The sequence below is a fragment of the Edaphobacter sp. 4G125 genome (genome assembly GCF_014274685.1).
Taxonomy (GTDB): Bacteria; Acidobacteriota; Terriglobia; order Terriglobales; family Acidobacteriaceae; genus Edaphobacter.
Genome location: NZ_CP060393.1, coordinates 2,783,609 through 2,803,304 on the forward strand (window position 1 = coordinate 2,783,609; position 19,696 = coordinate 2,803,304).

The 19,696-nt window shown below is 54.3% G+C and carries 17 protein-coding genes; 6 read left to right on the forward strand and 11 right to left on the reverse strand.

The features are described from left to right. Positions 1 to 28 precede the first annotated feature (28 nt). Positions 29 to 3,442 carry a TonB-dependent receptor gene (locus H7846_RS11610; protein ID WP_255460589.1) on the reverse strand — a complete coding sequence of 1,138 codons (3,414 nt, stop codon included), beginning with the start codon at positions 3,440 to 3,442 and terminating at the stop codon, positions 29 to 31. A 172-nt stretch (positions 3,443 to 3,614) separates the two neighbouring features. Here H7846_RS11610 and H7846_RS11615 point away from each other — a divergent pair, with 172 nt between their 5' ends. Then, positions 3,615 to 4,661: a LacI family DNA-binding transcriptional regulator gene (locus tag H7846_RS11615; RefSeq protein WP_255460590.1), complete on the forward strand. Its 1,047-nt coding sequence runs from the start codon at positions 3,615 to 3,617 to the stop codon at positions 4,659 to 4,661. Positions 4,662 to 4,674: 13 nt separating this feature from the next. Here H7846_RS11615 and H7846_RS11620 read toward each other — a convergent pair whose 3' ends face one another. The 4 genes from H7846_RS11620 to H7846_RS11635 form a co-directional block, all read right to left on the reverse strand. Next, positions 4,675 to 5,712 carry a UDP-glucose--hexose-1-phosphate uridylyltransferase gene (locus tag H7846_RS11620; RefSeq protein WP_186692271.1) on the reverse strand — a complete coding sequence of 346 codons (1,038 nt, stop codon included), beginning with the start codon at positions 5,710 to 5,712 and terminating at the stop codon, positions 4,675 to 4,677. Next, positions 5,709 to 6,914, reverse strand: coding sequence for a galactokinase (galK, locus tag H7846_RS11625; protein ID WP_255460591.1), 1,206 nt, complete (start codon positions 6,912 to 6,914; stop codon positions 5,709 to 5,711). Before galK ends, H7846_RS11620 begins: the two co-directional genes overlap by 4 nt. Positions 6,915 to 6,979: 65 nt before the next feature. Further along, entirely contained in the window at positions 6,980 to 9,562 is a 2,583-nt protein-coding gene (locus H7846_RS11630; protein WP_186692273.1) for an ABC transporter permease, read from the reverse strand. A 4-nt stretch (positions 9,563 to 9,566) separates the two neighbouring features. Continuing rightward, positions 9,567 to 10,295 (reverse strand): ABC transporter ATP-binding protein, encoded by a 729-nt coding sequence (locus tag H7846_RS11635; RefSeq protein WP_186692275.1) that lies wholly within the window; start codon positions 10,293 to 10,295, stop codon positions 9,567 to 9,569. A gap of 54 nt (positions 10,296 to 10,349) precedes the next feature. Here H7846_RS11635 and H7846_RS11640 point away from each other — a divergent pair, with 54 nt between their 5' ends. After that, on the forward strand, positions 10,350 to 11,090 hold the full coding sequence (locus H7846_RS11640; protein WP_186692277.1) for an arylesterase: 741 nt from the start codon (positions 10,350 to 10,352) through the stop codon (positions 11,088 to 11,090). Here H7846_RS11640 and truB read toward each other — a convergent pair. Genes truB through H7846_RS11665 form a run of 5 tightly spaced genes read right to left on the reverse strand, consistent with a single transcriptional unit; the run spans position 11,071 to position 14,529 of the window. Beyond that, a complete protein-coding gene (gene truB, locus H7846_RS11645; RefSeq protein WP_186692279.1) occupies positions 11,071 to 11,943 on the reverse strand; it encodes a tRNA pseudouridine(55) synthase TruB in 873 nt (290 codons plus the stop codon). The two genes, H7846_RS11640 and truB, sit on opposite strands and share 20 nt — an antisense overlap. A 42-nt stretch (positions 11,944 to 11,985) precedes the next feature. Next, on the reverse strand, positions 11,986 to 12,591 hold the full coding sequence (gene folE / locus H7846_RS11650) for a GTP cyclohydrolase I FolE (protein WP_186692280.1): 606 nt from the start codon (positions 12,589 to 12,591) through the stop codon (positions 11,986 to 11,988). A 14-nt stretch (positions 12,592 to 12,605) separates the two neighbouring features. Then, the gene (locus H7846_RS11655) at positions 12,606 to 13,034 is read right to left on the reverse strand and encodes a 6-carboxytetrahydropterin synthase (protein WP_186692282.1); all 429 of its coding nucleotides are present in this window, start codon (positions 13,032 to 13,034) and stop codon (positions 12,606 to 12,608) included. After that, positions 13,031 to 13,444, reverse strand: a complete 414-nt coding sequence (locus H7846_RS11660) for a 6-pyruvoyl trahydropterin synthase family protein (protein WP_186692284.1) — start codon at positions 13,442 to 13,444, stop codon at positions 13,031 to 13,033. Before H7846_RS11660 ends, H7846_RS11655 begins: the two co-directional genes overlap by 4 nt. 44 nt (positions 13,445 to 13,488) lie before the next feature. Then, complete coding sequence (locus tag H7846_RS11665) at positions 13,489 to 14,529, reverse strand: glycosyltransferase (RefSeq protein WP_186692286.1); 1,041 nt, start codon at positions 14,527 to 14,529, stop codon at positions 13,489 to 13,491. A 70-nt stretch (positions 14,530 to 14,599) separates the two neighbouring features. Here H7846_RS11665 and H7846_RS11670 point away from each other — a divergent pair, with 70 nt between their 5' ends. The 3 genes from H7846_RS11670 to murA all read left to right on the forward strand — a co-directional run bounded on the left by H7846_RS11670 (position 14,600) and on the right by murA (position 17,060). After that, a complete protein-coding gene (locus H7846_RS11670; RefSeq protein ID WP_186692287.1) occupies positions 14,600 to 15,079 on the forward strand; it encodes a TlpA family protein disulfide reductase in 480 nt (159 codons plus the stop codon). Positions 15,080 to 15,232: 153 nt separating this feature from the next. Further along, on the forward strand, positions 15,233 to 15,676 hold the full coding sequence (locus H7846_RS11675; protein ID WP_186692288.1) for a hypothetical protein: 444 nt from the start codon (positions 15,233 to 15,235) through the stop codon (positions 15,674 to 15,676). A 100-nt stretch (positions 15,677 to 15,776) separates the two neighbouring features. Then, positions 15,777 to 17,060 carry a UDP-N-acetylglucosamine 1-carboxyvinyltransferase gene (murA, locus tag H7846_RS11680; RefSeq protein ID WP_186692289.1) on the forward strand — a complete coding sequence of 428 codons (1,284 nt, stop codon included), beginning with the start codon at positions 15,777 to 15,779 and terminating at the stop codon, positions 17,058 to 17,060. A gap of 34 nt (positions 17,061 to 17,094) precedes the next feature. On the opposite strand, the gene ypfJ is transcribed toward murA, so the two are convergent. Further along, entirely contained in the window at positions 17,095 to 17,964 is an 870-nt protein-coding gene (ypfJ, locus tag H7846_RS11685) for a KPN_02809 family neutral zinc metallopeptidase (protein ID WP_186692290.1), read from the reverse strand. A 141-nt stretch (positions 17,965 to 18,105) separates the two neighbouring features. On the opposite strand from ypfJ, the gene H7846_RS11690 reads away from it, so the two are divergent. Further along, positions 18,106 to 19,692 carry a glycosyltransferase family 39 protein gene (locus tag H7846_RS11690; RefSeq protein ID WP_186692291.1) on the forward strand — a complete coding sequence of 529 codons (1,587 nt, stop codon included), beginning with the start codon at positions 18,106 to 18,108 and terminating at the stop codon, positions 19,690 to 19,692. Positions 19,693 to 19,696: the final 4 nt, after the last annotated feature.

The following is a 19,696-nucleotide window of genomic DNA, read 5'->3' on the forward strand; positions in this document are numbered from 1 at the left end:
AAGCTGATTGGTTGATAGTACAGCCCTCTTAGAACGCGTAGCGAAGGCTGAACTGGAATTGACGCTCCGAAGAATACGTACCGCCCTTGGTCGTTACCTGACCGAAGGTGCTGCTGGTCGGGCTCATATCGGGATTGTCGAGGTTCGGGTGGTTGAGGTAGTTGAACGCCTCAGCCTTGAAGACCAGGGCATGGTTCTCGTGGCTGGGAATGATATGGAACTCCTTCTGCAGCGCTGCAGAGAAGCTGTTGAAACCGGGTCCATAAATATAGCCACGAGAACCGCGTGGAGCAAAGGTCCCAGGAGCAGCAGCCTTGAAAACAGACGGGTCAAACCAGGTGCCTGTCTTCCCAAACTGATGCGGCAGTTTAGCCTCAGCTGTTCTGAGGTAGAACTGATTCCCCGAACCGGGTCCAACCCCAGCCTGATCGAGGTTACGCGACACGCTCTGCGGACGTCCTGATTGCCCCTGGATCGTTCCGGAGAACTGCCAGTTGCCCAGGAGGGTGCGACCGAAGACATTGCTCATGCCATTGGCGAAGCCAATGTCATACACGTAATTGAGCACAAGCACGTGACGTGTATCGAAATCGCTGGGACCAAACATAATGCTGTTGTCATAAGCATTGACAATGTTCGTACCGTTCGACGAACCATAATCAAGACTCTTGGACCAGGTATATGCCGCACCGAAGAGCAGCCCCTTGGTGACGCGACGCTTCAGGTTAGCCTGCATGGAGTGATAAAAGGAGCCGCCGGTGTTCTCGGCCTCAATGATGGTCGAGAAGCCCTTGTAAGGACGCAGCGAGTCAGGGTTGATCTTGTTGATAAGATTTTGTGTTCCAGGAGCGACGGTACCAATCGGCAGCTGGTTAATATTGGCCAGTTGTTCCAGATGGTAACCACGACGACCAACGTAGCTCAACGTGAAGACCGCAAGTTTGGAGAAATCATGCTCCACGGTCAGATTCCAACCCCATGCTTCGGGGCTGGGGTACTTGTACGCATGTGACGTAAAAGCGAGTGGAAGTTGGTTGACGCCGTTTCCACCGGGTGCGTCAACACTACCGTTAGTCACCGAAGAAGCTGGCTGGAACGGAGCGTTACCGCCGACGTGAACCGTATCGCTGATACCCAGGCGCTGTACATAACGGCCTACGCCTGCACGAATTACCGTATTAGGATCGATCTGATACGCGAAACCCACGCGTGGCTGGATGTTCGTGTACACAGTCGGAGAATAGTTCGAGTCGTATCCGCGGAAGAGCCGCTGATAGTTGCCGTTGAGAATCGAGTCCGGCACATGGCCTTTGGCCTTGCTGGGGAAACCGCTGCCTGGGATCACAACACCGTTATACGGGTCGCCACCGGTGAGGAACCCCGTCTGGGGATTAACCGTAGGAGCCAAAGCCGGATTGTAATTGGCAGGATTGAAGAATGCCTGGTTACCCCACAACGCATGGTACGACTGCATGATGTCGTAGCGGAGGCCATATTCCAGCACCAGCTTCGGGTTCACACGCCACTGGTCCTGGCCATACATGCTGTACATGTTGCCGCGGAACAACGTGTAGGAACGGGTGCCGATCTCACCATAGGTATTGAAGTCACCTAGAGCAGCATTCGCAACGGCGGCCTTCGATGTAATGGCTTGTCCGTCACCGAAGTTGAATAGACCGTTCTGATTGTTGGTGGTTCCGGGACGCGTATTGTCAACGCTGATCTGGTCGTAGTTGTTCTCGCCGGCGTACTCCCACTGGAAGCCGAATTTAATCGTGTGATTGCCCCAAACTTTCGTGACGTTATCGCCAAAGTCATAAACGATACCGCCGGAACGCGATGGATACGGCCCGCCATCCAATGTAGTGAAACCCGCGATCTGGATAGTCGGGATTTTGTTCGGCACAACCTTGTCGGCAGCACCGAAGAGATACGGATAGTTGATGCCGTACTTAGTGCGGTCGAACAAACCTGACTTCGTATCGATGCCGATGGTGACATGATCTGCTGCACCCGAGGCATAGGCGTCATTAACCCAGGTAGGGCTGATGGTCCAAGTCCAATGAACAACACCAATCTGGTTCGGACGGTTGAAGATACGGGGGTTGGTGTTGAAGTTGCCGAAGTGCGGCTCGTAGTCGTTGTAATTGTAGTTCAGCATGCTGAACCGGAAGTGGTGTTTGTCGGTTGGAACCAGGTCAACCACGACAGAGTCTTTGCGCTGATTCTCTGTATAGAGTGCCGAATCAACCCAGTTGTAGGTTGGTGCGCTGACATTGGGCAAAGGATAGGCCCGTAGTAGACCGGTTCCGTTCTGGCTGAGTTGTCCCTGAGGAATGATATTGCCGGCGTACGGTGTTCCCGTTGTCGGATCCACAATCTGCACTGGAGAGCTATAAAAGATGTTTGATCCGAGCAGTTCGCTGAAGTTGCCCTGACGCATCAATGCGGTCGGCGTCTTGTTGAACACCACGTCGTTATGGGGGAACTTCACCCACTCCTGACCAACGAGGAAGAAGAGCTTGTCGTGGTTCTTGTTAAAGCCGCCAAAGAAGACCGGGCCATTAAGGTTCCAGCCGAACTGGTTATAGCGGAAGGCGCCACGGGCAGCACCGGCCTGGTTGTTCTTCCACGTATTGGCATTCAGCGCGCTATTGCGGAAGTACTCAAATGCGCTACCGTGAAATTCGGAAGATCCGCTCTTGGGAACCATGCGGATCTGACCGCCCGAAGTACGACCGTACTCCGCTGCATAGCTCGTCGTCAGCACCTGGATCTGGGAAGTTGAATCCACATCGGCGACGCCGACGCTGGTACCGTTCGAACGTGTGCGTACCATCGGGGCGCCATCGAAGGTAATTACGCTCTCCTGTGAGCGGGCTCCATTGACGTTGATACCGTTGTCCAAACCGAAGCTAAATGCGGCCATTGATTGACCGCGCACCACACCTGGCTCCATCTGGGCCAAATAGATTGGGTTGCGGCCATTAAGCTGAATATTCTTGACCTGTTCCTGGGTGATGAGCTGGCCTACAGCACCGCTTTCGGTCTGTACGGTATTGGCATTCGCCTCAACCGTAATGGACGTCGCTGTATCGCCGACCCGCATCGTGACGTCTACGCGGCGACCGATGTTCGGGTCAACCTGAATACCGTTAAGATCTGTCGTCTGGAATCCCGGCGCCTCAACATGCAGATTGTAGTTTCCCGGAGCCAGATTCGTTACGGTAAAGTTACCGCTATCGTTTGACGTAGCGCGAATCTCTATACGGGTCGCATTATTCCGAAGCGTAATATTTGCCTTTGGCACCAATGCCCCGGATGAATCTGTAATGGTGCCGGATAACGAAGACGTATCCTGCCCATACCCTGGAATTCCCGCTATAAATATGCAAGTGAAGACGAATAGAAGCGTACGGATAGTGCGTCTGTAACTTTTCACTTAACCTCCTCAAAAGATCCAACAACAAAACTGTCTTGTTATGATTGCGCTATCATAGCGCGAATCATGTTTACGCGTTTACGTTAATGCTTGTCAATAAAAATCATCTGAATTTATGGTGAATTTGCCCGTTGTCCTGGCTTCTGAGATGTGGTAGCCCTCTCATAAAAGGATGGAGTCTGTGCATAAATCTTCCCATTTAAAACGGGCGACTCTGCAAGACGTTGCACGGGAGGCCGGCGTAGGGCCTATGACAGTCTCCCGCATGATCAATGGCCATCCTTATGTTGCCGAAGAGACTGCACGGCGGGTCAGGGAGGCCATCCAGAAGCTGGACTACCGCCCCAATCATGCCGCTCGAATCCTTACCGGGAAGCTGTCCCGGTCCATCGGACTGATCGTTCCCGACATCTCGGATACATTTTTTTCCATTGTCAGCCATGCGGTTCAGGAGACGGCGCGCGAAAGCGGTTACTTAGTCTGGCTTGCAGCCTCCGGAGATGATCCCGTCGTGGAAGCCGCCCAGGTGGAGATGATGACCCATCATCCCGTTGACGGCATCTTGCTGGTTCCGGCAGACAGCCGCAGCCACCATCTGAAAACAATCGCAACGGGCACGATTCCTATTGTGACGATTGATCGGCCAATGGAGGTTGCTGCAACTGATTCTGTCGGGGTGGAGAATCGAGCGGGAGCGCAGATCTCTGTCGACCACCTCGTACAGCATGGCTATAAAAAGATCGCCTGCATCACAGCAAACTCCCACCTGATCACTATCAAGGAACGGATCGCCGGATATAAGGAATCCATGAGGAAGGCTAAGTTACAGTCACTCAAGGAGATTAACCTGTCCGGGCCAGAATCAGCAGCTTACGCGATAGCAGATCTTCTCGCCTCCTCTCATCGTCCCGACGCATTGTTCACCGCTAACAATGCAGCCACAATCTGGGTGATCGAGGCACTCAAGAAACTGGGCATTTCTATGGGCAAAGAGATCCCTCTCCTTGGCTTTGATGATGTCGACTTTTTTTCCTTGATTACGCCGTCTGTCACAGCCGTGCGCCAGCCCGCGTCGGAACTTGGAAATGTTTCCGCTCGCCTTTTGCTGCAACGAATCCGTGGCGAGCTCAAGACTTCCAGTGTGAGAACAGTCCTTCCCGTTACGCTGACGATACGAGAGTCCTGCGGCTGCAAATCAACACCACACACTTCACGTTAGCGACATCTGTTGTCTATTGGGAAGAGGAGGCTTTCCTCAGTGTTTCCGCAGCCGATTCCGGAGTGATGTCGCGCTGTGGCGATCCCAAAAGCTCAAATCCGACCATGAACTTCCGCACCGTCGCCGAACGCAGCAAAGGGGGATAGAAATGGAGATGGAAGTGCCATTCCGGATGCTCTTTTCCATCAAACGGCTGTGGGTGCAGCCCCATGGAATAAGGAAATGGGGTATCGAAGACGCGATCGTAGGCCGAGGTCACTGCTTTCAGGATCGTCGCCAGGTCATCTCGTTCCTGGTCGGTCATCGCGGCAAGATCCGCAATATGTCGCGCAGGTAAGATCATCACCTCGAACGGCCACACAGCCCAAAAAGGCACCAACGCAATAAAGCTGGAGTTCGAAGCGACGATGCGCTCGCCTTTTGCAATCTCCAGATCGCGATATGCGCAGAGCAAGCAGCAGCCGTGCTCGCTCAGGTAGACCTCCTGGGCGGCCTGCTCTACCGCCGCTTCATTCGGGACCGAACGACTCGCCCAGATCTGGCCATGAGGATGAGGATTGCTCGCTCCCATCATCGCGCCGCGGTTCTCAAAGACCTGAACGTACTGAATGTCTTCGCGGGCACCAAGCTCCTGAGTCTGTGCATCCCAGAGATTGACCACCTTCCGGATGTCAGCGATCTCCATCTTCGCCAGAGTCAGATCGTGACGTGGCGAAAAACATAAGACGCGGCAGATCCCGCTCTCCCCTTCTGCGATCAAGAGCCCTTTGCCTTCTTCGTCCTCGCGAAAGGCAGGAACATCTGCCTTCAGCGCCGCAAAGTCATTCTCAAAGACGTAGGTGCTGGTGTAAGAATCGGTTCGAACACCGCCAGCACGCAAGTTTCCGGGGCAGAGATAGCACTCCGGATCGTAGGCTAGCGCCGCGGGTTGTACCGGTTTCTCGACTTGCCCCTGCCAGGGACGTTGCGTTCTGTGCGGAGAGACCAGAACCCACTCCCGCTTCAAAGGGTTGAATCGCCGATGTGAGTTCTGCTGTGTGAACGAGTTCATGCCTTGCCACCTTTTGTCGCAAGTTCCAGTGCTCCATCGGCAGGCTCGCAGATAAAGCATTCCGCATCAATTCCCGTAGCCTGCCTATATTCGTTACGGACCATCGCAACAAAGTTATCCGCCGCTGAGACCTGCACGATATTGACAGTGCAACCACCGAATCCTCCTCCGGTGATTCTCGCGCCTACGCAGGCGGGGTGACGCAATGCAATCTCGACCAGAGAATCGATCTCGCTACAACTAGCCGCGAAGTCATCACGAAGACTTGCATGCGCCGCAACCATGAGATCGCCAAAGCCCTTCACGTCGCCGGCGAGTAATGCTTCGCGAGCCTTCTGTACACGACTGTTCTCCGTGATGATATGGCGACAGCGATGGAAGCTCGCCGGAGACATCTTTTCGCGACAGGACTCGAGATCCGCCAGAGTTGCATCTCTCAACAGATCAATCCCCGTCCGTTCATGGCGCAGAACCTCTTGCCCGGCCTCAACCTCATCACGACGGCTTCCATATTCCCCCGTTGCAACCGCATGCTTGACCATGGAATTCACGATAACCACGCGAACATTTTCCGGAAGAGGCAGGAGATCAAATTCGAGAGAGCGGCAATCCAGCATCATGGCCCGATGAGCTACTGCTCCAGCCACAACAAACTGGTCCATAATCCCGCTCTTGGCACCCACATACCCGTTCTCCGCTCGCCGACACAGGGTTGCAATCTTCTCCAGCGGCAGACCCTTACCCGCAAGGTTCAAAATTGCCATCACAGTGGCAACCTCAACCGATGCGGACGAACTCAACCCTGCTCCGAGTGGGACATTCCCGGAGAGAGTCATATTGAAGCCGCCGAATTCGATCTCTTCCTGACCAAGGCTCCAGGCGACCCCAGCGGGATAGTCGCTCCAGTGGTCGCGGCGGCCTTTCATCAGATCATTTGGTTCAAGAGAAACTTCTTCTCTATAATTTTGGGAGTAGAACACCATGCGATGGTCATGCCTCGGGCTCACGACAGCCGAGGTATGGAAGCCGATCGCCATGGGCATCACAAAACCACCGGTATAATCCGTGTGCTCACCAATAAGATTTACTCGGCCAGGCGCCCGAAAGAGCTTCCCTGTCGCACCATACCTCTCCTGATGCTTCGCCAGAAGCACGTCGTCCATTCCATCCATTGACCACACCGCAGTCGATCTAGATTGCAAACCTCTTCCATCGTACAGCCTGCGGAATCGTCGCTCACAGCCCAATTCTATGGAGCTGAATCGCTTTACTCTTCTCGCAACACTTCCAGAGGCTTTTGCCCAAGCACACGAAAACTTGCTGACCACCCGGTTGCGATAGTCACAATTACGGTCGCCAAGAGCGCTATCACGGTCCACCCCCAATGAAAGTGGTACGTCACCGACATTCGCTTCAATAACACTCGTGCGATCACATTTGCGAACCCGATTCCCACGATCCCGGCAATTGCTCCCAAAACGGCGAACTCAATAGAAAATACCGAAGCAATCCGCACCCGGGTCGCTCCCAGAGTCTTCAAAACGACGACCTCGCGTATTCTGCGATAACGTGTACCGGCAACGGCGCTTGCCAGGATCACAATCCCAGCAAAGATGCTGAATGCCGCTAGGAACTGGATGACATATGTGATCTGAATCACAACAGAACGCACCGTCTCCAATGCCTGCGCGACGTTGATCACCGTGATGGTCGGATACGTCTGATAGAGCGCTCTCTGGAGTTCGCCAACGCGATTCGGTACGGCATGAACCCCGCCGTACCAGACAACCGGCAGGTCCTTCAGGATCACCGGGGGCAGTATGAACTCGGCACGAGAATAGGTATGTTGTCCATCTGACTTCGTTAAGGCAATGACTGTCGCAACAAACTCTGAGTCTTGCGCAGCAAACGTTACCTTCGAGCCGACATGAACCCCTAATCGTTCCGCCTGACGTTTCGCGATAGCAACAACGGGTTGGTTTTCCTGCGCAGACCACCACTCGCCATCGACGACTGTTGTTCCGGCAGGAGCGGTTTTAAATGAAGTCAGCGAGATGGACTGCAGCATCCTTTTCGGAAAGTTTTTAAGTGTGGCCTTCGTTGCCGGGACTCCATCGATTGCAATAATTCGCGACGACACAACGGGAAGGAGCTCCGGATCAGCGGTCACGCTGGACTGCGATTTCAGTAATTGGCGAACACCCTCTATCTCGCTCGATGTGATGTCGATCAGGAAGACATTGGGCAGATTCGGCGCACTCGACAGATGAAGTTCCTTTACAACTGCCTGCTGCACCAAAAAGACAGACATAATCTGCATCACTCCAAGCCCAACTGCTGCGAGCAAAGCCGCTGATGGATTGCCCGGCCGATACAAGTTCGCGAGCCCATGCCTGAGGACCGACGGCAGACTAAGGCGAGTTTTGCTGAGAAATTTGCGGAGACCTACGAGGAGCCCGGCACAAGCGAGAAGCAGCACAGCAAGTACAGCAACGAGGCCAACAGCAAAGACCTGTCCCACGGTCGCCGAATCAGACAGCGTCGCTGCAATCGCCGCCAATCCAATCAAGATGAGCGCAACCGCTCCAATCTGAGACAGGTTCTTCACGAATTTGCGGCGCAACGCAATCAAGAAGGGATCGAAACTCTCATCGACTGCACGCCTCAGAATCAGAATGGGGCGGACGGAACGGATATCCAATAGCGGCGGTAAGGTAAAGAGAAGCGTTGTCAGAATTCCAACGCCAAAACCCGTCAAAACCGTACGAAGCTGGAGATGGACCGAGGTTGGAACACCCAACAGCTTCCCGAGAAAATAAGGAAAGGCCATCTGTACAAATCCGCCGAGAGCTACGCCAAGGCCACCTCCCAACAGGCCTAAGAGCAGAGTTTGGATCAGGTAGATCCGAATAATCTCCCGGGAGCCCGCGCCAAGCGACTTCATAATGGCGATTGTGTCGAGCCTCTGTTCCAGATGAGCCCGCATGGCCATCGCGACACCCACCGCTCCCAGTACCAACGCAACCAGGCTCATCAACGAGAGCAAGCTGGTGGCTCGATCGAGCCCCTGTGTCAATGCAGGGTTGGTCTCTCGGTAATCGATCACTTGTGATTCGGGAAGCAGCTCTTCCAGTCTCTCCTTCAGGTTCGCAACCTCCTTCTCGGAGATCGGCGTTCCATCGCTGGGCTTCGGAACCTTGAAGAGGAATCTCTGCCCCGCATGGCTTCCAGGAGCAAGCAGCCCACTCGCATCCAGTCCCGCGCGTGAAATAAAGACCCTCGGCCCAGCAGCAAAGTTACCCGAGAGGCGATCAGGTTCGTTTACGACTATTGCGGCAATCCGGAAGATGCGATTTCCGATCTTCAGCGAATCGCACGCATTCATATGCAGCCTTACCAGGAGGTCGTCTGCAACCACGACAGTGTCGTCCTTCAGGACATCCTTCAGCTTCCCTTTCGGCGAAAGCTCGACTTCTCCATAGAACGGATACGCCTGCGGGTCGACGGCCTTCAGAGAAACCAGTAATGGATCGAGTGTCTTCGACGAGCTCGCCATCGAGAGCATTTCGGTCACTGGCGTTATCTGAACACCCTCAGCGGCGATCGCGTCCAGCCCCTTTTGCTCTGCGGGCGTGGGCTGCTGAAACATCCGCGCAGACAGATCCGCCGCCATAATCGAGCGAGCGCGGTCCAGAAGTGCAGCCCGGAAGGAAGAAGAAAAGCCACGCACACCCGTAAGAGCCGCCACTCCTATAGCCACAGAGAGAACGACAAAGAAAAACTTTCCCCGCGAGAAATGAAGCTCGCGGCTTGCAATCTTGATGGCAGAACTATAGGAGAGCGAAGCCATAACGTTATCGATTCACCGTAAACTCTACGGGCTGCTGAACCTCATCTAAGATCACGGTTCCATCGCGAAGCACGATGCGCCGGTCTGCATAGCTCGCCAGCACTGGATCGTGAGTCACCAGCACAAGTGTTGTTCCTTCGGTGCGGTTCAGGTTCAGCAGGAGCTCCAGGATATGGGCGCCATTCGTTGTATCGAGATTGCCGGTCGGCTCATCAGCCAGCACGATGGGAGGGCGCAGGATAAAAGCCCTCGCCAATGCGACCCGCTGCTGTTCTCCACCAGAGAGCTGGACGGGATAGTGATCCATCCGATCGTTCAAGCCAACATTTGTCAGCAGCTCTCGCGCTCTCTGCTGACCTTCAGCTGCACTGGAACTCTCCGCATTCAGCTCATACGGTAAAAGGACATTTTCCAGCGCTGTCAGTGTAGGAACCAGCTGGTAAGACTGGAATACAAATCCGACGGTTCGCCCTCGAACTCTGGCCAGTTTATCTTCAGGAAGGTACGAGATTGCCGTTCCAGCCAGCTTTACTTCACCAGAGCTTGGTGTATCCAGACCAGCCAGTAAGCCCAACAATGTTGATTTCCCGCTGCCTGACGATCCCATCACCGCGACGAATTGTCCCTTGGGAACGGTAAAGCTGATCCCTTTGAGAATATCGACTGTCCTGGCGCCATTCCGAATCGACTTGTGCAGACCTTCCACCGTAATGATTGCTGATACTTCCGCCATTCCTTTGTTCTCCATTCCGGCCGGCCTGCCGCTTTCTTTGATAGATTCATAGCAATGCGGCGAGTCGCAATTGTTCCTATACTAGCGGTAACTCTGGTCTATTTTTCCGGTTGCCGGTCCACTTCTACTCCGACAATGAATTTGCAGGAGCAGCCAAAGGCTGAGCCTTCCTCTCCATCAGTAGGTTCTAACCACGTAGAGCTTAAGGTCGAGGCAGATTCCCGGCCACGCATTGTCTGCTTTGGCGACAGCCTAACGGCCGGTTATGGCACCGAGATGGGGCAATCCTACCCGGATTTTCTACAGACCGACCTCGATCGCCAGGGATATAGCTATCGCATTGTGAATGCCGGGATCAGCGGCAACACCACCAAAGATGGGCTTGAACGCGTCGCCCGAATCGCTGCCATGAAACCGGCCATCGTGGTCGTGGAGTTCGGCGGAAACGACGGCCTGCGAGGGCTGCGCATCGAAGACACAAGAGCCAACCTGGATAAGATCCTCTCCACTCTGACTGAAAGTGGTACTCGCGTCGTGCTGGCAGGAATTACATTGCCGCCGGACTATGGGCAGGATTACATCCACCAGTTCAACCAGACCTACAACCTACTGGCGAAGAAATACCGGGTTCCCATGCTTCCCTTCCTGCTCAAGGGAGTCTTTGGCGTTGACGGCATGATGCAGTCTGATCGAACGCACGCGACTGCCGCAGGCAACAAGGTCGTCGCCCAGAATGTCCTGGGATTGATTCAGCCTCTACTAAAGAAGGAACCCGCTACCCCATCACGACAATAGGTTGAACCAGGGTCCCGGCAATTCGACGGCCGATCGCCAACAGATCGGTCGGTCCCGTAAAAATCTTCAGCAACAGGGCCGGGGAAAAGTCAGGCACGTTCACCTGCATCCCATTGCGCAGCTTACCTGCGGTCTGCTCATCCACCGTAACGCTCGGCATCTCCGGTAATAGTGTGCGTGGATGCGGCAGACGAGCTTCAATCTCAGGTGTGCTGAACGACTTTAATTCATCGATTCTAATGGAGTGGACTAGCGTGAACGCTCCTGCGCGGGTACGACGCAGCATCGAGAGGTGTGCCCCGCAGCCAACGAGCTGTCCAAGCTCGTGCGCAACGGAGCGCACATATCCACCCGCCGAAACATGAATGAAGAAGTCCACCTCCTCGCCTTGCAGCGAGCGCAGCTGAAAACCATGAATGGTGATGCGTGCCGACTTGACCGGAACATCCATCCCAGCGCGTGCCAGTTTGTGCGCAGGAACACCCTGAATCTTCTTCGCTGAATAGATCGGGGGGACCTGGTCGATCTCGCCGTGAAACTGTTCTGTCAGCTTTCGGATCTGCTCCAGCGACATCAGCAGCGGCTTTGACGGCGATGTCGGCGTCCCCTCGGCATCGAAGGTATCGGTCGCATAACCAAACCGGATTCGTCCTTCATAGCACTTCTCTGACGAACCAAAAAACTGCGCCAGCCGGGTATATTTTCCCATGAGGAGAGGCAAAACCCCGGTCGCCATCGGATCCAAAGTTCCCAGATGTCCGATCGACCGTTCTCCTGTTGCCCGCCGGACAATCGCAACCACATCATGCGAAGTCATCCCGGCAGGCTTATCGACGACTAAAAGACCATTCATTCCACCATTTAGTTTACCGGTCAGAACTGATGAAAGGTTGCGCTAAAAGCTGCCATTTCTCCGGACCAGAGAAAGGAACTCATTTCGCGTCTGGAGCTGCGTCTTAAAGACGCCAAGCATGGCAGAGGTCACAGTCAGCGAATGCTGCTTTTCCACGCCGCGCATCATCATGCACAGGTGTTGGGCCTCCATAATCACTGCGACTCCCTGAGGATTAATCGCCTCCGTAATCGCATCGCCAATTTCACGTGTCAGCCGCTCCTGCACCTGCAACCTGCGAGCAAAGACGTCCACCAGGCGTGGAATCTTACTCAACCCAATCACCTTGCCATTTGGAACATAAGCAACGTGTGCCTTCCCAAAAAAGGGCAACAAGTGATGTTCACACATGGAAAAGAACTCGATATCCTTCACGATCACCATCTCGTCATAATCGACGTCGAACAATGCCTCGTGCAGCACATCGGTAATGTTCTTGCTGTAACCGCGGGTAAGAAAGGCCATTGCCTTCTCCATCCGCTCCGGTGTGCGGATAAGACCATCACGGTTCGGGTCCTCGCCAATGCGCGAGAGTATCTCCCGATAAAGGTCCTGCGTAGAAAACTCGGAAAGAGAGGTTGCTTCAAATACGTTCTTTGTACTGGCCATACCTGGGCCTTTCTTTAGAGAGTTCCACGGAGAAGCTTTGCATCGCCCGCATATTCGAAGGAATTGTTGCTTGTCTCTTCGATATGCACCTTCTCAAGATGAGCGGCAGGAAATCCTGCAAAGATCCGATGGACTTCTATAGATAGATTCTCCGTAGTGGAAACATGATTCGCAAAACAATCCAGCGCATTCAGATTGGTATGAGCAAAGCGGTCAATCAGACTCGTCTGAGCAAAGGCATCCAGTTCGGCAAGATCAAAGATCATTCCTGTAACCGGATCGACCTGACCGCTGAAGGTCACCTGGACAATGTAATTATGTCCATGTCCATGTGGATTGTTGCACTTACCGTAAATCTCCCGATTGCGCGCATCATCATAAGCCTCCGTATGTAACCGGTGCGAGGCGCTGAAGTGATAGCGGCGTGAGAGATAAGCCTTCATCCCTGCTCCCCATAAAAATCTGCGAAGAGATCGGGCATTTCATAGACACGAATGCGATGCAGCTTTGCATTTGGAATCTTGTCTTCAAGCCTTTTCCAGATCGCAATAGCGATGTTCTCCGTCGTTGGCAAACTTGACCGGAACTCCGGGACCTCCAGATTCAGATGACGATGGTCGTAGACACTGATCACCTCGCGCTCAAGGATGTCCTTCAGCTGCTTTAGATCCACGACAAACCCGGTGACCGGGTCGACCTCGCCCGCAACCGTCACTTCAATCGTATAGTTATGGCCGTGTCCATTGCGATTGGCGCACTTCCCGAAGATTCTATGGTTCTTCTCCTCGGTCCAATCCTCAACCCAGTAGAAGTGCGCGGCAGAAAACTCGGCCTTTCGAGTAAGAAAGATCATCTCTTCTAGTGTAGCCCTTCAAAATCTCGCAAGCGAATAGGCAGTTAGCTACCGGCCTGGTAAGTTCTTCCTTTCCATACAACGGCCTTTCGGAATCTGTGATGGATCGTGCTCCGAATCAGCAGGAAGACAAATAAAGGAATCCCCAGGATCGAGATCGCAATATCGAGGGCAGGAAAGTTGGACCTGGCAACACGCGCATAAAAACGCCACAACGTCCTGAGCCATAGCACCAGCAACGTCCACCGCTGCCAACTCACCAGCCAGGAAACTCCCAGGGCCAAAGCGGGCAAGCCAAAGTAAAGCGCAAAATCCAGTACTCGCCACGCAGTAAGATAAATTGGACGTGGAAATAACACGGCCAGATTTTTGGTCCAGCCTTCAATCATCTCCCGTGTGGTTCGATACATGCGGGTCGAAAGCGCATCTGCGGCATAACGAAAGCGAATGGCTCTGCCGCTCTGCTTCACTTCACGAGCCAGCGCGACATCTTCAAGAACGTCCTTCGCTACAGAGCGATGCCCTCCGATAGCAAAATAGGCCTCCCGTTCCATCAACAGAAACTGACCATTCGCCGCAGCCAACCGGTTGTCGGGGTCATTGATCTGCTTCATGGAATAGACGCTGGCCAGCTCTGAAAAAACCAATGGCATCACCGCTCTCTGCCAAAAGCCCTTCACAATCTGACGCGGTGAATAGGAGAGCAGAACGACATGATGGCGTTCCGCCTCTCTCAGTGACCGCGAAAGATCGTTCGGTTCGTGGAGCGTATCTGCATCTGTGAACAGCAGCCATCTTCCACAGGCGACCTCGGCCCCAGCCCAGCAAGCATTGTTTTTACCCGTGAAGGCGCTACCGCCGTTCGTCTCAAACTGCGGAGCATCTAAAACCCTAACCCCGCTGTATCGCGCAGCGAACTCTGTCGCAATGGACCGGGTTCGATCGCTCGAATCGTCGTTAACGACGACCAACTCCCAATGACGTCCCAGCTCGAACCCCGGTTCCGACTGACGCACCAGCGATTCGAGGCAACCGCCCAAGACCGCCTCTTCATTCCGTGCAGGAACGATCACCGAGACTTCCATCTCTCCAGCTGCACTCTGGGCGTCCACATTCTGAGTCACAACTTCGTATTATAGAAATGTGAAGAAATCAATGTGGATTATGTGGGTGAACCTTGCGTTGTTGCTCCTGACGGCGGGCTGCGACCGTGGACAGCATCCTGAACGGGTCAATAAGGTTGCTCCTCAGTTTTCGATCAGCGATGGATCTCAGTCAGTCGATCTTTCAAAACTGCGCGGCAAGGTTGTCTTGCTTAATTTCTGGGCGTCCTGGTGTCCGCCGTGTATCGAAGAGCTTCCAACGCTGATGGAGTTGCACCGACGAATGCCAGAAGTCGTCATTGTTGCCGTCAGCATTGATGAAGACGCCGAAAAATATCAAAAGTTTCTCACCAAAAATCACGTCGATCTTCTTACTGTCCGTGATTCCTCACAGAGAATCGAAACCATGTATGGGACCGTACAGATTCCCGAAACATATGTCATTGACCGCGAGGGCATGTTACGTCGCAAATTTGTCTCCGCACAGAACTGGACCAGCCCGGAGATTATGGATTATCTGGCTAAACTTTGATGCTCTCGTGTGAACGTAAAGCATTCATGCGGCATGCGCCCCGATAAATTTGTATCCAACAAGTGCCATTCGCCACAACATTCTTTTGCGTCCGTGTTTACGTCTTCAGCAGTACGGCAACTTAGCGTTGTCGAAAGGAGTACTCAGGACCCTATGAAACGAATTTTGTTCAGCTCCGCTCTGGCCGTTGCACTTGTGGCAACACCTGCATTCTGTCAACAACCGACCCAGCCTCCTGCAAACGACACCACGACGCAGCAGCCTGCAGCACAACCTGGCCATCGTCATCGCAAATTTGATCCGCAAAAAGCGGCTCAGCGGATTGGGAAAAAACTTAATCTCTCTGCCGACCAGACTGCGAAACTCGAACCGATCCTGGCGGGCCAGCAGCAGAAGATAGCTGAGCTTCGTTCCAACACCAGCCTGACTCCGGACCAACGCCGCGAGCAGTTTCGAGCGATCCACCAGGATACGCAGACTCAACTCGCCAGCGTCCTCACGCCAGACCAAATGCAGCAGCTTCGTTCAATGCGCCGCGGCCCCCATGGCAGGCGGCAGCAGCAGCCGGACTCGACTGGCCCATCTTCAGGCAACTAACCGTTCAGCCTAGGGGGAGCTGCCCTCAAAGGGGCAGCTCTCCTTCTTCCGTACCAATCTCAATACCCATTTCCTCGTAACTCTTCCGTAAACTGGGAGAATGGATAAGTTTGTTGTACGCGGCGGAAACCCTCTTCTCGGAACGATCAAAGTCTCCGGAGCTAAGAATTCAGCCCTTCCCTGTATGGCCGCCGCCATTCTGACGGAAGATGAAGTCATCCTCGAGAATATCCCCCAGGTTCGCGACATCGAGACCGAGCGCAAGCTGTTGTCCTCCATGGGCGCCGAAGTCGAGCTTGGATATGGCCGCGCTCAGCACCGCACACGCATCAAGTGCGGCATCCTCTCCGATCCCGTTGCCAAGTACGAGATCGTCAAGACCATGCGCGCCAGCTCTCTGGTCCTTGGCCCGCTCATCGCTCGTACCGGTATGGCGCGTGTTGCGATGCCGGGTGGCTGCGCGATTGGAGGCCGCCCCATTGACCTCCACATCAAGGGGCTCGAAGCCATGGGAGCCAACATCACCTACGATCACGGCTATCTTGAAGCTAAAGCCGACCGGCTCAAAGGCGCGCATATCGTCTTCGACAAGATCACTGTCACTGGAACCGAAGATCTTCTGATGGCGGCTGTTCTAGCCGACGGAGAGACTGTCTTTGAGAACTGCGCACGCGAGCCCGAGGTTACCGATCTTGCCGCCCTGCTCACTGCAATGGGAGCAAAGATCGAAGGCGCAGGCACTTCCACGATCAAGGTTCAAGGAGTTACCAGCCTTCATGGAGCACGGCATCGCATCAATCCCGACCGCATTGAGGCGGGAACCTTCCTCGTTGCAGGAGCCATTACCGGAGGCGACCTCAATGTCGACTCCTGCGAACCTGCTCATCTCAGCGCGCTCATCTCCAAACTCGAAGAATGTGGCGTCCGCCTCGATGTCGGCAAAGAATCCATCCGCGTCCGTTCTGGCGATATTCAATTGAAAGCTGCCGACATCTCCACCGAGGAGTACCCAGGCTTTCCGACGGACATGCAGGCGCAATACATGGCACTCGTTACCCAGACCGAAGGCACCGCCACCATCACCGAAAATATCTTTGAGAACCGCTTCATGCACGTCGGCGAGCTGAACCGCATGGGCGCCAACATCACAGTACAGGGACGCACGGCCACAGTTCGTGGCAAAACTCCTCTCCAGTCTGCTGCCGTAATGTGCTCGGACCTACGCGCCTCTGCTTCGCTCGTCCTCGCGGCGCTCGTAGCCGATGGCGAAACCATTCTTGACCGCGTCTACCACATTGACCGTGGCTACGAACGCATTGAAGAGAAACTGCGCGGAGTCGGCGCTCAGATTCGCCGCATGGGCGATGTCTTCGGAAAGAAGTAGCTTCTGTATTTCGTTTCGGAAACGGCAGCTTCGATCAGAAGCTGCCGTTCGATCCCCCACCCTGCTGGAAGGTATTGCACGAGTTCACATTGCCCGATTGAAGTCCTCGCACAAACCAGCTCTGCCGCTGTGCTGAGCTTCCATGGGTAAAGCTCTCCGGGCTGACCGCGCCTCGCGACATCTTCTGGATATGGTCGTCACCCACCGCTGCAGCCGCATTCAAGCCATCGTTCACATCGGCTTCATCGATGATCTTGCGCTGAGCTGCCGTGTGCGCCCAAACTCCCGCCAGGCAGTCGGCCTGTAGCTCCAATCTCACCGAGAGCTGGTTCCTCGCACCAGGGTTCTGTCCCTGAAGCTGTCGCATCTGCTGCTCAATCCCGAGAATGTTCTGTACATGATGTCCCAGTTCGTGTGCAATCACATACGCCTGCGCAAAGTCAGCCGTACTTCCACCTAAACGGCGAAGATCATCCCAGAATCCCAGGTCTATATATACTTTTTCATCCTGCGGGCAATAAAAAGGCCCCGTCTGGGACTGTGCCGTTCCGCAACCTGATCGGGTGTAATCGCGAAATAACACCAGCTTGGCATGGCGATAGGGTTGCCCGGTCTGTTGAGGAAGTAACGTCTCCCACTCTTTCTGTACATCGTCGAGTACGAAAGAAACCAACTGTGCCGATTTATCCTCCGCAAGCGAAGAGTTCGCCGGCCGGCTATTCGGCGTTGCGACATGCGCTCCGCCAGTCAGATAACTTCCGATGTAGTTTCGGCCGGTAATCAGGCTGATGATGAGCAGGAAGAGGATGCCCACAATTCCCAGACCACCACCGCCGAAGCCGCCTCCAGAGGAACCGCGACGGTCCTCCACATCTCTGCTGAGCCCACCAGGAGTCCAATCCATCACTCACCCCACGCTATTTTTTTTTGAAAATATTCGGGCCCATCGATACCAACATCAACATGTTAGATTACCGGAACAAAAACGAGAGCGTACCGTAATCTCTGGAAAGAATAGTAATCGAACTCCCCCGGAGAAACCTGAATGTCCACGGCGACCGCCCAAACTACTGTTGTCCAACCTGTCGACCCTTCACTACGTGAAGCTGTTCGCCTTGCCCTGCTCTTTGCCACCGTAAAGCTCGTCCTGCATATCGCAGCGAATCTCTGGCAGGCACATCTGGGTTGGGGATACTTCCGGGACGAACTGTACTACATCATCTGCGGCCGCCACCTTGCCTGGGGATACGTCGATCATGGCCCGATCGTCGCCCTCCAGTCCAGGCTTGCCGAAACTCTCTTTGGCGACTCTCTCACTGGGATACGCATGTTCTCTGCCCTCGCCGGAGCGGCTCGGGTCTTTCTCACTGGCATTCTCGCCTGGTCTCTCGGCGGCCGACGACCAGCGCAAGGACTTGCAATGATCTGCATCCTGGTTGCACCGCAATATCTCGGCATCGACAGCTTCCTCTCCATGAACTCTTTCGAGTCGATGTTCTGGATGCCCTGTCTGCTCGCGCTTATTTTTATGCTTCGTGGAGGCAGCGAGCGTTGGTGGCTTCTTTTCGGCATCTCCGCTGGTATTGGGTTGCTCAATAAACCCTCCATGGCTTTCTTCCTCGTCGCTCTGCTGGTTGCCCTGCTGCTTACACCACAAAGGCGCCTGCTCGCCAGCCGTTGGGCCTTCATCGGGGTTGCGCTGCTCATTTTGGTCGCATTGCCGAATCTGTTATGGCAGGTCCATAATCACTGGCCGACGCTCGAGTTCCTGCATAACGGCAAAGTTCATCACAAGAACGTCGAACTCGGTCCAATCGACTTTTTGCTGACACAGATTAAGAATCTTCACCCTCTGACACTATTTGTTTGGGGAGCCGGCCTCATCTGGCTGCTGCGTTCGCGTGACTACCGTTGGCTTGGGCTCATGTTCTGCTTCTTCTTCGTAGGCATGATGTTGCTTCACGCGAAGGATTACTATCTCCTCCCCGTTTATCCTGTCCTCTTTGCTGCGGGTGGTATTGCATGGGAAAGTTTCTATCACCGTTCACCTCCCGTCTCGCAGAACCGCGCCTTGGCCTTTCCCATCTTCGAGAGCGCGCTCATTCTTACTGGTCTTGTCCTGATGCCACTCGCCATTCCTGTACTCCGCCCCGAGACATGGATCGTCTATGCGCGCTATACGCACCTCTATCAGGTCACCAGTAGCGAACATCATGCCACCGGTCCCCTACCGCAGTTCTATGCCGACCGGTTCGGATGGCAGGAATATGCCGATCAGGTAGAACGCATTTATAACAGCCTTTCTCCCGAAGAGCAGGCGTCCGCTGTCATCTACGGAGAGGACTATGGTCTTTCCAGCGCAATCAATTTTCTAGGACGCAATCTACCACCTGCTATTGGCGGACATAACAACTACTTTCTATGGGGACCTCAGGGCAAAACCGGCGAGGTCCTTATTCTCCTGGGCAGCGACGGAGAGGGTCTCAGCGATAAATGGCAGTCGGTTACTGTCGTTGGCGAGATGAACAATCCCTATGCCATGCCCTACGAGCGACGAAAAATTTATCTCTGCCGCGGACTTAAAATACCGCCTCTATCGAAGATTTGGCCGAAAGTGAAGCACTATATCTGATGTG

Coding starts and splice junctions, on each gene's coding strand:
- H7846_RS11620 (WP_186692271.1), bottom strand. CDS start 5,712: ATGAACTCGTTCACACAGCAGAACTCACATCGGCGATTCAACCCTTTG.
- H7846_RS11615 (WP_255460590.1), top strand. CDS start 3,615: ATGGAGTCTGTGCATAAATCTTCCCATTTAAAACGGGCGACTCTGCAA.
- H7846_RS11630 (WP_186692273.1), bottom strand. CDS start 9,562: ATGGCTTCGCTCTCCTATAGTTCTGCCATCAAGATTGCAAGCCGCGAG.
- truB (WP_186692279.1), bottom strand. CDS start 11,943: ATGAATGGTCTTTTAGTCGTCGATAAGCCTGCCGGGATGACTTCGCAT.
- H7846_RS11660 (WP_186692284.1), bottom strand. CDS start 13,444: ATGATCTTTCTTACTCGAAAGGCCGAGTTTTCTGCCGCGCACTTCTAC.
- H7846_RS11655 (WP_186692282.1), bottom strand. CDS start 13,034: ATGAAGGCTTATCTCTCACGCCGCTATCACTTCAGCGCCTCGCACCGG.
- H7846_RS11670 (WP_186692287.1), top strand. CDS start 14,600: ATGTGGATTATGTGGGTGAACCTTGCGTTGTTGCTCCTGACGGCGGGC.
- H7846_RS11675 (WP_186692288.1), top strand. CDS start 15,233: ATGAAACGAATTTTGTTCAGCTCCGCTCTGGCCGTTGCACTTGTGGCA.
- H7846_RS11690 (WP_186692291.1), top strand. CDS start 18,106: ATGTCCACGGCGACCGCCCAAACTACTGTTGTCCAACCTGTCGACCCT.
- folE (WP_186692280.1), bottom strand. CDS start 12,591: ATGGCCAGTACAAAGAACGTATTTGAAGCAACCTCTCTTTCCGAGTTT.
- H7846_RS11640 (WP_186692277.1), top strand. CDS start 10,350: ATGCGGCGAGTCGCAATTGTTCCTATACTAGCGGTAACTCTGGTCTAT.
- H7846_RS11665 (WP_186692286.1), bottom strand. CDS start 14,529: ATGGAAGTCTCGGTGATCGTTCCTGCACGGAATGAAGAGGCGGTCTTG.
- ypfJ (WP_186692290.1), bottom strand. CDS start 17,964: ATGGATTGGACTCCTGGTGGGCTCAGCAGAGATGTGGAGGACCGTCGC.
- murA (WP_186692289.1), top strand. CDS start 15,777: ATGGATAAGTTTGTTGTACGCGGCGGAAACCCTCTTCTCGGAACGATC.
- H7846_RS11635 (WP_186692275.1), bottom strand. CDS start 10,295: ATGGCGGAAGTATCAGCAATCATTACGGTGGAAGGTCTGCACAAGTCG.